We start from the raw sequence: 13,139 nt of genomic DNA, 5'->3' as shown, positions 1-13,139 counted from the left end.
TCGGCAAGTTGGACCGCCGGAGTGAGTGTGGATGAATGCCATATTCATCCTCACTTCTCTTCCAGATGGTGCGCAAGCCTGCCCTAGGCTGCGGGGGTGACCCACTATGTGGACAGCGAAGTCGCTCGGCTCGGAACGGTGCTGCTGCACCGCCCGGGACCGGAACTGGCCCGCCTCACCCCGCGCAACAACGACAGCCTCCTGTTCGACGCTATCCCATGGGTGGGACGCGCGCAGGAGGAGCACGACGCGTTCGCGGCGGCGCTGCGGTCCCGCGGAGTCGAGGTGCTCTATCTGGCCGACCTGCTGGTCGAGACGCTCGCCGTGGCGGACGCCCGGGCCGAGCTGACCGACCAGGTGCTGCGATCCCGCCGGCTCGGCCACACGCTGCGGCGCCGGGTCGCCGACCACCTGGCGTACCTCGACCCGGCCGGGCTGGCCGACGTGCTCACCGCCGGGCTCGCCCACGAGGAACTGCGGATCGGCGCCGACCGTCCCGGCGGTCTGGTCTGGACGCTCATGGACCGGCACGACTTCGTCATCGACCCGCTGCCCAACCTGCTGTTCACCCGCGACTCGTCGGTCTGGATCGGCGACCGGGTCGGAGTGACCAGCCTCGCCATGCCGGCCCGGCGGCGGGAGACGACGCTCACCGACGCGATCTACCGCTACCACCCGCGCTTCGCCGGCACCGAGTTCGTCTACCACCCCCGGCTGGAGCACCTGGAGGGCGGGGACGTGCTGCTGCTCGCGCCGGGGGTGCTCGCCGTCGGCGTCGGCGAACGCACCACACCGGCCGGCGCGGAACGGCTGGCCCGGCAGGTGTTCGCGGCCGGGCTGGCGCACACCATCCTGGTGGTGCCGATCGCGCAGGAGCGCGCCACCATGCACCTGGACACGATCTGCACCATGGTCGACGTCGACGCCGTACTGATGTACGCGAACGTCGCCGACGAGCTGTCCGCGTACACGGTCATCGCCGGCGCGGACGGCGACGACCTGCGGGTCGACGGCCCGGCGCCGTTCCTGCGGGCCGCCGCCGACGCGATGGACCTCGACCAGCTCCGGGTGATCGACACCGGCCTCGACCCGGTCACCGCCGAACGCGAGCAGTGGGACGACGGCAACAACACGCTCGCGCTCGCGCCCCGGCTGTGCGTCGGGTACGAGCGCAACGTGGAGACCAACGCGCAACTGGAACGAGCCGGCATCGAGGTGATCGCCATCGCCGGGTCGGAGCTGGGCTCCGGGCGGGGCGGCCCGCGCTGCATGTCCTGCCCGCTGGTGCGCCAGAAGGGCGGGGCCGCCTGACCCGGAGACGTCAGCGCAGCGTCAGCTGGCGGCCGAGCAGGCCCTGGCGGGCCCGGCGGCCGGCCGCGTCGAGCGGCTCCCGCTCCGCGACCGCCTCGGCGTAGCGCTTGGCGAACTCCGCCACCGGCGCCTCCCACTCGCCTGCCGGGGTGTCCTCCGGCAGATCCCAGACCGGCGCGAGGCGCCCGTGCGCCCGGAACATGCCCGCGAACTTCGTGTCGTCGCCGAGCGTCAGCGCGCCAGCCGCGGCGAGCCGGGACAGCGCGTCCAGCGCAGCGTCCTCGTCCTCCGGCAAAACCAGCCGTACGTGGGCCTTCTCCGGCACCTGGCACCAGTACGCGGCCGGCGCGGCGGCCAGCTTCACGGTCGGGTAGATCGCCGAGTTGGCCCGCTCCAGGGACGCCTGGACGTTCGGGTCGTCGGCGGCGCCGGGGTCGAGCCAGAAGTCGAACCCGTCGTGCATGGTGATCTCCAGCGGGCCGTCCACCAGGATGTCCTGGAGGCGGGGGCCCGGCCCGGGCAGCGGCGGCACGCTCACCTGACCGCCCGGCTCGGTCCGCAGCGCGGAGATCAGCGCGTCGGCCAGGTCGCGGGAGACGTCGCCGGACTGCTGGTGCCGTTGCAGGCCGATGAAGACCCGCCCGTCCGGCTTGGTCATCGCCGGGGCGGCCATCGGCAGCACCGTGGCCAGCGTGACCGGCCGGTCGCCGTACTCCTCGATCAGTTCCTGGGTCAGCCGCAGCGGCGCGGACGCGGCCGGGACCAGCTCGCGCAGGGCGATCCACTCCGGCTCGTCGGCGAGGCCCTCGAACGGCCGGGGCACGAAGACGTCGCGCACCTTCTCCCGCTTCGGGGTGGCCTCGACGTTCCGCTGGTTCTTCCGACGCTTGCTCATGCGCCCGCTCCGCTCCGCTCGCTCATGGCGAGACAGCCTAGATGCCGGGTCTCGGCGGTGGGGGCCGGACCCGCCCGCCGCGTGTCAGCCGGCGGCGACCAGGTCCGTCCGCTGCACCGGGACCGGGTCGAACCGTGCCCATACGCTCTGGCCCAGGCCGTCGCGTTCCACGCCCCAGCCGCTGGCCAGCCCGGCGACGATGTGCAGTCCCCGTCCGTCCGCCGCGTCCGGCGAGGCGATACGCATGCACGGGCCGGTGCCTGATCCGCCGTCGGTGACCCGGAGTTCGACACTCGGCCCCTGCTCGGTCGCGCGCAGGCGCCAGGCGACCCGCACCACGCCGCCGGGCAGGGCGTCGGCGTGCCGGACCGCGTTGCCGACCAGTTCCGCGAGGACCGCGACCAGGTCGGCCACCAGGACCGGGGGTACGACACCGGTCAGCTCGTCGGCGAGCCGGTGCCGGGCCAGGCGCGCGCCGGTGGCGTCGTGGGGCACCACCACGCACCACGACCGTTCGGCCGGACCAGTCGACACGTCGTTCCTTCCCCGCCTGGAAGCGCCCGGTCAACCCCGGGGCAGCCGCACCTCTGCGACCGTACCGCCACCGGCTCTGGGCCGGAGGGATACCCATCCATTCTGCTGTTCAACGATCTGGCGGACGAGGTAGAGACCGAGCCCGGCGCCGGGATACCGGCGGCGGTCGCCGGACTCCCCCTGCCAGAACCGGTCGAAGGCCCGCTCCACGTGCTCCGGCCGGATGCCGATGCCCCGGTCGGCCACCCGGAACGAGACGGTCCGCTCGTTCGCCTCGGCGGTGATCTCGATCGGGGTGTCCGGCAGTGAGTACTTCCCGGCGTTGGTGCCCAGTTCGGTGAGCACCGTGGCGAGGCTGTGCCGGTCGCCGAGCGCCTTGGGCAGGTCGGCGGGCAGGGCGAGCACGATCCGGTGCCGGACGTCGGCCGGCAGGTCCGCCACCGCCGCGCGTAGCGCATCGACCAGGTCGAACGGCGCCGCGGGTTCACCGCCGGGACGGTTCTCGGTGGCGGCGGTCAGCAGGCGGTCGACCAGGCGGGCCAGTTCGTTGGCGCGCTGGCCGATGATCCGGGCGGCCTGCCTGCGGTCGCCGTCGTTCAGTGAGTCCCAGTGGTCGGTGAGCGTGTCCGCGTACCCCTTGATCACGGTGACCGGGGTCCGCAGCTCGTGGCTGGTCACCGCGACGAACAGATCCCGGTCGTGGTCGCGCCGCTGCTGGTCGGTGGTGTCGCGGAAGCTGACCGCCCGAAGCGCGTTCGGGCCGGGCAGCTCGCCGGAGGTGATCCGCAGCCAGCGGCCGTCGGGCAGCCGGTGGTCGAGCACCTGGCCGGGCGGCGGCAGCGGGAACGGCAGCGGACGGCTCAGCGCCTCGTCCGCGGGCCGGCCGGTCACCTCGACGGCGGCCGGGTTCCAGAGCCGGACCCGCCCGTCCCGGTCCACCACCGCCAGTCCGTCGGCCAGTGCCGCCACGACCGGGCCGTCCCCGTGTACGGGCAGGCCGGTCTGGTCGCCGTACATGTGGGCGACGCACGCGGCGACGTAGCCGATGACGGCGCGTTGCGCGGATTGCAGCGGCTCGCCCAGCGGGTAGAGCGCGTGCAGGCTGCCGACTGTGAGCCCGCCGATCTCGGCGCGCGCCACGATCATCCGGCAGAGGCCCCGGCCGGCGACCTCGTCGGCGAGCGCACCAGGGATCGCGTCGACCCGGACCTCCCGCACCGGCGGGCCGGCGAGCAGGCAGACGGTGGCCGGGTCGGTGGCGGGCAGCGGGCGGCCGAGGACGAACTCGGCGCGGCCGGTCGCCGCGATCACCCGCCCTCCGGCCGGGGTGAACTCCACGAAGACCAGCCCGGCCGCGCCGACCGCCGGTTCGACCTCGCGGAGCAGCCGGCTGAGCACGGCGAGACCGGACTCGCCCGAGTTGATCATATTGATCACTGCGGTGTGGCCGGCGATGAAGGCGGGGTAGTCGGTTCGCTCCGGCATGTCCCGAGTGTGCCGCGTCGTCCGCGTCCGGGACACCCCCGGGCGGTGGACGGTCCCCGGTACCGATCGACGGGACTCACCGGCCCAACCGGGCCAGCGCGTGGGCCGGCCGGTCCGTGATCACCCCGTCCACACCGGCTTCGAGCACGAGTTCCAGATCCTCCGGCTCGTTGACGGTCCAGACGTACACCGAGTTGCCGGCGGCGCGCAGCGCGGGCACCAGCCGTGGACGGGCCCGGACGAGCTCCACGCCGGGACCGGCGATCCGGGTGCCGAACGGCAGCCGGCCCAGCGGCAGCAGGCGCGGCAGCATCTCCAGCAGCAGCACGGTGGGCAGCGCCGGGGCGAGTTCCCGGACCCGGCGTACAGCGAGCGGCGAGAACGACATCACTGTGACCTGGACGGGATGGTCCGGGCGGGGCTCGGCCAGCCCGTACCGGCGCAGCATCTCGACCAGGCGGCGCTCGACGTCGCCCCGGTAGCGCGACGGGTGCTTGGTCTCGATCAGCAGCCGGACCGGCCGCCCGGCGGCCAGCACCGCGTCGAGCAGCCGCTCCAGCGTGAGCAGCCGGGTGTGCGACTCGTCGAGCGGCGCGTCGTCCTCGGCGAGCGTCGCGGCCCGGTGCCAGGAGCCGAAGTCGAGCGCCTCCAGCTCGGCGAGCGTCCGCGCGCTCACCAGTCCACGGCCGTTGCTGGTGCGGTCCAGCCGGCGGTCGTGCACGCAGACCAGGTGCCCGTCGCGGGTCAGCCGGACGTCGCACTCCAGCCCGTCCGCGCCCTCGTCGAGAGCGCGCAGGTAGGCGGCGAGCGTGTGCTCCGGCAGGTCGTACGAGGCGCCGCGATGGGCGAAGACCAGGGGGACGGTCATGGCCGCGTCACCGGCTCAGGCGACCCGGCCCGGCTGCCCGTCGTCGGTGACCACCGGACGGCCGGCGGCGGCCCAGTCGCCCATCCCGCCGTCGACGTTGCGCACCTGGTCCCAGCCGTTACGCATGAGGTAACCGACCACCTGGGCGGAACGTCCGCCCGAGCGGCAGATCACCGCGACGTCGCGGTCCTGCGGGATCTCGGCGAGCCGGCCGGGCAGCTCGGTCATCGGCAGGTGATGGGCGGCCGGCGCGTGGCCGGCGGCCCACTCGTCGTCCTCCCGGACGTCGAGCAGGTAGACGTCGTCGGGCACGGCCGACGCGGGCACGCTGGGTAGTGAGGCTCCGAACACGATCACCAAGCTTAGTCGCCCACACCCCTCACAGCCGGGTGACCCAGCGCGGGTTGGCACCGGCCCATTCCGGCACGCGCGTGTCGCGCAGCGCGGTGAACAGCCCGCCGCCGCCGTTGTCCAGCACCACGTACGAGACGCCGTCGATGGTCTGCGGGTAGGAGGGCACCTGGACCCCGCGCAGGGCGTCCGCGGGCAGGCCCCGCAGCGCGAACAACAGCTCGTCCAGGGGTACGCCGTTGGTGTCCACGGTCAGCGCCCCGCCGGCCGCGCGCAGCACCCGGTCCAGCTTGACCGGGTCGCTGCGCAGCCGCGTCTCACCCGCCCGGTCGAGCACCGCCCGCAGCATCTGCTGCTGGTGCCGCTGCCGGTCGTAGTCGCCGCCGGGCAGGTCGTAGCGCTGCCGCACGTAGTCGAGCGTCCGCGCGCCGTCCATCTGCTGGCAGCCGGTGTCGAACTGGTGCCGGGTGTGGATCGAACGTACCGGGGTGTCCACGCACATCCGGATACCGCCGAGCTGGTCGATCACCTGCTTGAAGCCGGAGAAGTCGACGAGTGCCGCGCCGTCGAAACGGATCCCGGTGAGCCGGCTCAGCGTGGTGCTGAGCAGCCGTGCGCCGCCCTCACCGCCGCCACCGTGCTCGTACGCCGCGTTGACCTTGTCCTGGCCGCCGGGGAAACCGGGTGCCGCGGGGAGCGCGACCAGCAGGTCGCGCGGCACGGAGATCAGGTACGCCTGCCGCATCCCGGCCGGTACGTGCACGATCAGGATGCTGTCGGAGCGCTGGTCCTCCGGGTCTGCGCCGGGCCGGTGGTCCGAGCCGATCAGCAGGTAGTTGAGCGCGCCGTCCAGGTCTGTCCGCTTCTTCCGGGCGGCCGGGTCGAGCAGTTGCTCCTTGGCCACCGTGCGGTCGTAGCGCGAGGTGAGCCAGTGCAGCCCGGCGACGCCGAGCGTGGCGAGCAGGACCAGGACGAGCCCGGTGCCGAGCAGGAACCGGGCCCAGCGGGCGGGTCCACCCCGCCCGCGTCGGTTCCGTGCTGGCCTGGACGTGACGATCCCCCCGTAGCCGCGACATGAGATCCGCTCACGTCAGGCTATGGGGGGATCGGCCGACCGGTGGTGCTTTCGCGCAGGTCAGCAGGTCATTTTCGGGTGGAGAGGACGTCCGGGTTGTTCACCACGAAGTCGGCCAGCTTGTCGTTCTTGACCGCCTGGAACATGTCCATCGTCGTCTCGTTGAACGTCTCCCGGCCGTTGCCGTTGCCGGCGAAGGTGCCGCCGTTCGTCCGCAGGGTGACCAGGTCGTTCCCGTTGAGGTTCTTGAGCGTGAAGATGAAGTCGGCGATCGGCACGCCGCCGGTGTCCAGGACGAACGCCTTACCCGCCGCCTTCATCAGCGAGTTGAGCTTGATCGGGTTGGTCAGCATGCCGCCCTCGGTGGCCTTCTTGGCCATCGCCTTGATCAGCTGCTGCTGGTTCTGCTGCCGGTCGTAGTCGCTGTTCGGCAGGCCGTAGCGCTGGCGGGAGTAGTCGAGCGCCTCCCACCCCTCCATCTCCCGGCAGCCCTTTTTGTGCACCACTGCCTTGTACGGCTTGCCGGACTTCTTGGCGTCGGCGTTCCACATCGGCTTGCCGTCGACGTACGACATGTGGTGCGACTTGACCTCGTGGCTCACGCAGATCCGCACCGAGCCGAGCGCGTCGATCACGCTCTTGAAGCCGCCGAAGTTGATGATCGCGGCGCCGTCGAAGCTGATGCCGGTCATGCCCTTGATCGTCTTGGCCATGAGCTGGGCACCGCCCTCCCAGCCACCGCCGTTCTGGGCGCCGTGGAAGAAGGCTGCGTTGATCTTGTCGGTGCCGCCCGGGTAGCGGCTCTTCTCAAAGGCCGGGATGCGCGCCTCGGTGTCCCGGGGGATCGAGATCAGGTACGCCTGGTCGTGGCTGGCCGGGATGTGCAGGATGATGATCGTGTCCGACCGGACGTCGTCGGCGGCCCACCGTGCCCGCGCGTCCACGCCGAGCAGCAGCATGTCGATCGGGCCTTCGAGGCTGCTGCCGCCCTCGGCGTCGGACTTGCCCGCGCCGCCGAGCAGGTCGCGCTGGGCGATGTTGTTGGTGGCCTGGCCGATGACCGCCTTGCTGCCGACGATCGCGACGCCGCTCGTCACCATCAGCACCGCGCCCAGCACCAGCGTGAGCTTCGCCCACAGCGGATCCTTGCGCTTGGTGCGCTTCTTCTTCGGACCGCCGGGGCCGCGACCGCCGGAACCGGGCTGTGTGGGGATGACCGGAGGAACCCGCCCGGATGATCCGGGTGCCGGTGACTGCGGGCGACGGCTGGTCTGGACCGACATGCGTGCTCCAGCTCGGTGATCGGGGGCGGGACCACTTTACGTATCTGTTCCCGTTCTCGCGACCTCGAAGGGGCGCAATTCCCGTCAATACCCCCCGACATCCCCGGGTTGTGGCCGAACGGGCAGCGGTAAGGGGCCGGTCAGCGGTTGGCCCCGGTGGTGGCGAGATCCTAACGCGCGACACCGGTCATGTCGTGCCGGCGTCAGCCGCCCGCGTTGGCGCCCGAACCCTTCTGGTTGGCCTGCATCCACTCGGCCATCCGGTCCGCGGCGATGGCCTTGTACATCGCCAGCGCCTTCTCCCGGTCGGAGACCACCACCGACTGGCCGTCGACGGTCTGGCCGCCCAGGTGCGGGCTGGTGACGAACGTCAGGTTCTCGCCCCGCAGGCTGCGGAACTGCACTGCCATGTCGGTCAACGAGAATCCCTGGTCGACCGTGACGGCGGCGGTCACCGCCCGGAGGAAGTCGTTCAGCTTCTTCGGGTTGGTGAGCGTCCCGGTGCTCGCCGCCTTGTCCATCAGCGCCTTCAGGAACTCCTGCTGGTGCCGCATCCGGGCGAAGTCGCCGTCCGGGAACTGCTTGCGCTGCCGGACCCAGTCCAGCGCCTCGGCGCCGTTCATGTGGTTCACGCCCTTGGTAAACGTCCGGTACGGCTTGTGGATCGAGGTGATGGTCCGCTCCACCTTGAGGTCCACCCCGCCCAGGGCGTCGGTGACCTCCTTGAAGCCGCCGAAGTCGATGGCCATGACGTGGTCGATCCGTACGTCGGTGAAGCACTCCACGGTCTTCACGGCCAGCGGCAGGCCGCCGAACGCGAACGCTGCGTTGATCTTGTTGCGCGAACCGGAGTCGCAGGCCGCGCCGGCGCTCTCCGGGATCGGCACGTACAGGTCACGCGGCACCGAGACCAGGTAGGCGCTCTTGTGGTCGGCCGGGATGTGCATGACGATCACGGTGTCCGCGCGCCACTTGCCGCTCCCGTCGACCGGGGCGTCCGGATCCCGCGAGTCGCTGCCCACGAGCAGGATGTTGAACGCGCCCTCGACCTGCTTGGCCGGCCGCCCCCCGGTGATCCCGGCGAAGGGGTCGGTGCGCGCCAGGTCGTCGTTCAGGTTGCGGGCGTAGAACCAGGCACCGAGGCCGCCGAGCAGCGCCAGCACCAGCACCGCGACGCCGGCCACCAGGCCGATGCGCCCCCAGCGCGGCCGGGGGCCACGTCGGCCGGGCCCGCCCGGACCGCCGCCGCCCGGACCACCGGGGCCGGACGGTCCCGCCGGGCCGCCGGGACCGCCGGAGCGGGGCGCCTCGTCGTGTGCGGGGTACCACCTGGTTTCCGAGGGCCGGGCGCGCCCGGTGGCGGCCCGGCCGGAGCCGGGAACCGGGGCGCGGCCCGCGCCCCGGCTCAGGTGTCGGGGGATCGGGGCGCCGGCAGACGAGGTCGCTGACATGTAACCGAGGGTAGGTCGGCCGGACCACCATCGCCCTCGTACGCGCGCCGATGTCGGCCGCGTCCCCGGCGGGCTCAGTACCCGAGCCGCCCGCGGAAGTACTCGATCGTGCGTCGGAGGCCATCTTCGGGCGTGACGCTCGGCTCGTATCCGAGCAGTTCGCGGGCGAGGGTCAGGTCGGGGCGGCGCATCTCCGGGTCGTCGGAGGCGCGAGTGATGTAGCTCACCTCGGACGTGCTTCCGGTGAGTGACACGATGGTCTCGGCCAGTTGCCGCATCGACATCTCGTGCTCGGTGCCGCAGTTGATCGGCCCGGTCTCCGTCGAGTCGAGCAGCAGCAGGATGCCGCGCACCAGATCGTCGACGTAACAGATCGAGCGGGTCTGGTTGCCCGTGCCGTGCACCGTGATCGGCTCGCCGCGCAGCGCCTGGGAGATGAACGTCGGGATGGCCCGGCCGTCGTCCGGGCGCATCCGCGGACCGTACGTGTTGAAGATCCGCACGATCGCGGTGTCGGTGCCCCGGCTCCGGTGGTAGGCCATGGTGGCCGCCTCGGAGAAGCGCTTCGCCTCGTCGTAGACGCTCCGGATGCCGATCGGGTTGACGTTGCCCCAGTACGTCTCGCGCTGCGGGTGCTCCTTCGGGTCGCCGTACGCCTCGGAGGTGGAGGCCATCAGGAACCGCGCGCCGTCGTCGGTGGCCCGCTCCAGCAGCGCCAGCGTGGCCACCGAGCCGACCCGGAGGATCTCCACCGGCAGCTTCTCGAAGTCGGTGGGGCTGGCCGGGGACGCCATGTGCAGGATCGCGTCGAACCGCTCGGCCATCGCCGGGTGCTGCGGCAGGCCGTCGGAGATGTCCGCCTCGACGAGCGTGAAGGTCGGCTCGTCCAGCAGGTGGGCCACGTTGTCCTTGGACCCGGTGACGAAGTTGTCCAGCACCACGACGTCGCAGCCGCGCTCGACGAGGCGGTCGACCAGGTGGGACGGAACGAAACCGGCGCCGCCGGTGACGAGGATGCGGTGTCCGGTACCGAAGCGGGGAGCGACCTTCATGGCGGTCAGCCTATACACGCGAGGCGGGGCCCCCGCGTAAGGCAGGGGCCCCGCTCGACCGTGGTGATCAGTGCGCGCCGGCTCCGGTGAGCGAGCGCACCTCCAGCTCCGCGTACTTCTCCTCGTCGCTCTCCTTGGACAGGATCGTGCCGAGCCAGCCGCACAGGAAGCCGAACGGGATCGAGATGATGCCCGGGTTGGACAGCGGGAACCACTGCCAGTCGTGGTCGGGGAACATCGCCGTCGGCGCGCCGGAGACCACCGGCGAGAAGAAGACGAGCACCACGGCGGCCAGCAGGCCGCCGTAGATCGCCCAGACCGCGCCCGAGGTGTTGAACCGCTTCCAGAACAGGCTGTAGAGGATCGCCGGCAGGTTGCCCGAGGCGGCGACCGCGAACGCCAGCGCTACCAGGAACGCCACGTTCAGGTTCTGCGCGTAGATCGACAGGACGATGGAGACCGCGCCGATCACCAGCGCGGAGATCCGGGCGACGTTCACCTCCTGCCGCTCCGACGCCTGCCCGTTCTTCATCACGTTGGCGTAGAAGTCGTGCGCGAGGCTGGACGACGACGCCAGGGTGAGCCCGGCGACCACCGCGAGGATCGTGGCGAACGCGACCGCCGCGATGATCGCCAGCAGTGTCGCGCCGCCCAGGTCCCCGCCGAGGAAGTCCACCCCCAGCGCCTCGGCGAGCTGTGGTGCCGCGGTGTTGCCCGCCTTGTCCTGCTCGGTGATCGCCTGCCCGCCGACGATCGCCGCCGCGCCGAAGCCGAGCGCCAGGGTGAGCAGGTAGAACGTGCCGATGATGCCGATCGCCCAGAGCACGCTCTTGCGGGCCGCCCGCGCGGTCGGCACGGTGTAGAAGCGGATCAGGATGTGCGGCAGGCCGGCCGTGCCGAGGACCAGCGCGATGCCCAGCGAGAGCAGGTCCATCTTGCTGTAGAACGTCTTCAGCGCGTCGCCGGGTGTCTCCACGCCGTAGCGCAGCCCGGGTTCCAGGAACGCCGCTCCCTTGCCCGAGGCGCTGGCCGCGTCGCCGAGCAGCGAGGAGAGGTTGAACTTGTACTTGGCGAGCACCAGCAACGTCATCGCCAGCGCGCCGCCCATGAGCAGGAACGCCTTGACGATCTGGACGTACGTGGTGCCCTTCATGCCGCCGACCGTCACGTAGATGACCATCAGAGCGCCGACCAGGATGATGGTGGCGACCTTGGCGGTGTCGGCGTCCATGCCGAGGAACGTGGTTCCCGGCTTGATGCCGAGCAGCAGGGCGACGAGCGCGCCGGCGCCGACCATCTGGGCCAGCAGGTAGAAGATCGACACCGTGATGGTGGAGACCGCCGCCGCGGTCCGCACCGGCCGCTGCCGCATCCGGAACGCCAGGACGTCGGCCATCGTGTACCGGCCGGAGTTGCGCAGCAGTTCGGCCACGAGCAGCAGCGCCACCAGCCAGGCGACCAGGAAGCCGATCGAGTAGAGGAAGCCGTCGTAGCCGTAGAGCGCGATGATGCCGGCGATGCCCAGGAAGGACGCCGCCGACATGTAGTCGCCGCCGATCGCCATGCCGTTCTGGAAACCGGAGAACGACCGGCCGCCGGCGTAGAAGTCGGTGGCGGTCTTGGTCTGCCGGCTGGCCCAGACGGTGATCGCCAGCGTGATCGCCACGAAGATCAGGAACAGCGTGATGGTGAGGTTCCGGGCGGTGGTGCTGCCCGCCTCAGCCGCGAGGACCGTGTTCATGGGTCACCTCCCCGATCTCGCCGCGGATCCGGTCGGCGACCGGGTCGATCCGGCGGTTGGCGAACCGCGAGTAGAGCCAGGCGATGACGAACGTGGAGACGAACTGAAGCAGGCCGAAGACCAGGGCGATGTTGATGTTGCCGATCAGCTTCGTGCCCATGAATCCCCGCGCGTACGCGGAGAGGATGACGTAGAGCGCGTACCACAGGAAGAACGCGACGGTCATCGGGAAGACGAAGCCGCGTAGCGCGCGACGTAACCCGGCGAACTCGTCCGACCGCTGGACGGCGAGGTACCGTTCCGCCGCCGACTCGGCGGGTGCGGACGCGGGTGTGTCCGTGGACATCTGTGGATCACCACCTTCGCAGGCGTGGGGGAGTTTCGCGCACGGTAGAGAGCGCGCTCCCGGCCCGGGAAGGCTCCGCCGAGGGCCGGTCGACGCTTGCGCCGAACGGCACCCCCGCTGCGCCCAGTGACCCACGTCACTCCGCTAACCGGTCACCGCCGAAGCGAGGGGTCAGCCGGGGAGGTCGTGGTAGCGGCCCCGGTAGTGCAGCAACGGGAGTGTGTCCGCAGGCAGGTCCACCGACTCGATGGTGGCCTCGACCAGCAGACCCCAGCCGTACTCGCGGGCGGTGTCCAGGCGGCAGCCCGCCCACCCGCCGGCGTCGGCGGGCACCGGGCCGTACGGCGTCCCGGTCCAGGCGTCGAGCGCGAACAGGCCGCCGGGCGACGGGAACAGGCCCGCGAAGCGGTCGGCGAGCTGCCGGTGCTGCGGGCCCAGCGGGGCCACCGCGAACCGTCCCGCCTCCTCGACCGCCGCCCACAGGTCCGACTCCGGGTCGATCAGGCCGAGCAGCCGGTCCGGCTCCCCCTCGGCCACGAGCGTGGAGGAGACGGTCAGCCCGGCCGGACCGGGTGCGGTCCAGAGCGTCACCGGCGCGGCCAGCCGCCCGCGCAGCCGGCGTACCGGCGAGCGTCGCGCGGCCGGTGCCGCGAACGGATCGGTGGAGTGGATCTGCGCGCCCGGCTCTGGATTCACGTGAAACATTGTGCCGCCCGCGACCGGGCGAGGCTCGGCGGAACGCCCGAA

General features: G+C 71.7%; 13 protein-coding genes. 1 reads left to right on the top strand and 12 read right to left on the bottom strand.

The genetic code is table 11. The annotated features are described in order from the left end of the window. Positions 1 to 96 precede the first annotated feature (96 nt). On the top strand, positions 97 to 1,311 hold the full coding sequence (locus KSK32_RS11635) for an arginine deiminase (protein WP_216931198.1): 1,215 nt from the start codon (positions 97 to 99) through the stop codon (positions 1,309 to 1,311). Positions 1,312 to 1,321: 10 nt separating this feature from the next. On the opposite strand, the gene KSK32_RS11630 is transcribed toward KSK32_RS11635, so the two are convergent. The 12 genes from KSK32_RS11630 to KSK32_RS11575 all read right to left on the bottom strand — a co-directional run bounded on the left by KSK32_RS11630 (position 1,322) and on the right by KSK32_RS11575 (position 13,097). After that, positions 1,322 to 2,206, bottom strand: coding sequence for a DUF5926 family protein (locus KSK32_RS11630; protein WP_216931196.1), 885 nt, complete (start codon positions 2,204 to 2,206; stop codon positions 1,322 to 1,324). Between the two features lie 84 nt (positions 2,207 to 2,290). After that, positions 2,291 to 2,740 carry an ATP-binding protein gene (locus tag KSK32_RS11625; RefSeq protein WP_216931194.1) on the bottom strand — a complete coding sequence of 150 codons (450 nt, stop codon included), beginning with the start codon at positions 2,738 to 2,740 and terminating at the stop codon, positions 2,291 to 2,293. Positions 2,741 to 2,770: 30 nt separating this feature from the next. Next, positions 2,771 to 4,225, bottom strand: a complete 1,455-nt coding sequence (locus KSK32_RS11620) for an ATP-binding protein (RefSeq protein ID WP_216931192.1) — start codon at positions 4,223 to 4,225, stop codon at positions 2,771 to 2,773. Between the two features lie 76 nt (positions 4,226 to 4,301). Beyond that, on the bottom strand, positions 4,302 to 5,093 hold the full coding sequence (locus tag KSK32_RS11615; RefSeq protein ID WP_216931185.1) for a glycerophosphodiester phosphodiesterase family protein: 792 nt from the start codon (positions 5,091 to 5,093) through the stop codon (positions 4,302 to 4,304). Positions 5,094 to 5,108: 15 nt separating this feature from the next. Continuing rightward, on the bottom strand, positions 5,109 to 5,444 hold the full coding sequence (locus KSK32_RS11610; RefSeq protein ID WP_216931183.1) for a rhodanese-like domain-containing protein: 336 nt from the start codon (positions 5,442 to 5,444) through the stop codon (positions 5,109 to 5,111). A 28-nt stretch (positions 5,445 to 5,472) separates the two neighbouring features. Beyond that, on the bottom strand, positions 5,473 to 6,408 hold the full coding sequence (locus tag KSK32_RS11605; protein ID WP_216936015.1) for an LCP family protein: 936 nt from the start codon (positions 6,406 to 6,408) through the stop codon (positions 5,473 to 5,475). Positions 6,409 to 6,587: 179 nt separating this feature from the next. Next, positions 6,588 to 7,802: an LCP family protein gene (locus KSK32_RS11600; RefSeq protein WP_216931181.1), complete on the bottom strand. Its 1,215-nt coding sequence runs from the start codon at positions 7,800 to 7,802 to the stop codon at positions 6,588 to 6,590. A gap of 203 nt (positions 7,803 to 8,005) precedes the next feature. After that, on the bottom strand, positions 8,006 to 9,253 hold the full coding sequence (locus KSK32_RS11595; protein WP_216931179.1) for an LCP family protein: 1,248 nt from the start codon (positions 9,251 to 9,253) through the stop codon (positions 8,006 to 8,008). Positions 9,254 to 9,327: 74 nt separating this feature from the next. Next, a complete protein-coding gene (locus KSK32_RS11590) occupies positions 9,328 to 10,305 on the bottom strand; it encodes an NAD-dependent epimerase/dehydratase family protein (protein WP_216931177.1) in 978 nt (325 codons plus the stop codon). A 67-nt stretch (positions 10,306 to 10,372) separates the two neighbouring features. Next, positions 10,373 to 12,046, bottom strand: coding sequence for a cation acetate symporter (locus KSK32_RS11585; RefSeq protein ID WP_216931176.1), 1,674 nt, complete (start codon positions 12,044 to 12,046; stop codon positions 10,373 to 10,375). Beyond that, the gene (locus KSK32_RS11580; protein ID WP_216931167.1) at positions 12,024 to 12,392 is read right to left on the bottom strand and encodes a DUF485 domain-containing protein; all 369 of its coding nucleotides are present in this window, start codon (positions 12,390 to 12,392) and stop codon (positions 12,024 to 12,026) included. The genes KSK32_RS11585 and KSK32_RS11580 overlap by 23 nt, the downstream gene beginning before the upstream one ends. A 171-nt stretch (positions 12,393 to 12,563) precedes the next feature. Continuing rightward, on the bottom strand, positions 12,564 to 13,097 hold the full coding sequence (locus KSK32_RS11575) for a flavin reductase family protein (protein ID WP_216931166.1): 534 nt from the start codon (positions 13,095 to 13,097) through the stop codon (positions 12,564 to 12,566). Between the last annotated feature and the right edge of the window lie 42 nt (positions 13,098 to 13,139).

It is taken from the genome of Micromonospora sp. WMMB482 (assembly GCF_019038635.1).
Classification (GTDB): Bacteria; Actinomycetota; Actinomycetes; order Mycobacteriales; family Micromonosporaceae; genus Micromonospora; species Micromonospora marina.
Note: the sequence above shows the minus strand (reverse complement) of the source record. Positions and strands in the feature narration are given on the sequence as shown.

What these genes read in the sequence shown, in the direction of transcription:
- KSK32_RS11620 (WP_216931192.1), bottom strand. Translation starts at nt 4,225, where the DNA reads ATGCCGGAGCGAACCGACTACCCCGCCTTCATCGCCGGCCACACCGCA.
- KSK32_RS11615 (WP_216931185.1), bottom strand. Translation starts at nt 5,093, where the DNA reads ATGACCGTCCCCCTGGTCTTCGCCCATCGCGGCGCCTCGTACGACCTG.
- KSK32_RS11575 (WP_216931166.1), bottom strand. Translation starts at nt 13,097, where the DNA reads ATGTTTCACGTGAATCCAGAGCCGGGCGCGCAGATCCACTCCACCGAT.
- KSK32_RS11580 (WP_216931167.1), bottom strand. Translation starts at nt 12,392, where the DNA reads ATGTCCACGGACACACCCGCGTCCGCACCCGCCGAGTCGGCGGCGGAA.
- KSK32_RS11595 (WP_216931179.1), bottom strand. Translation starts at nt 9,253, where the DNA reads ATGTCAGCGACCTCGTCTGCCGGCGCCCCGATCCCCCGACACCTGAGC.
- KSK32_RS11630 (WP_216931196.1), bottom strand. Translation starts at nt 2,206, where the DNA reads ATGAGCAAGCGTCGGAAGAACCAGCGGAACGTCGAGGCCACCCCGAAG.
- KSK32_RS11600 (WP_216931181.1), bottom strand. Translation starts at nt 7,802, where the DNA reads ATGTCGGTCCAGACCAGCCGTCGCCCGCAGTCACCGGCACCCGGATCA.
- KSK32_RS11585 (WP_216931176.1), bottom strand. Translation starts at nt 12,046, where the DNA reads ATGAACACGGTCCTCGCGGCTGAGGCGGGCAGCACCACCGCCCGGAAC.
- KSK32_RS11590 (WP_216931177.1), bottom strand. Translation starts at nt 10,305, where the DNA reads ATGAAGGTCGCTCCCCGCTTCGGTACCGGACACCGCATCCTCGTCACC.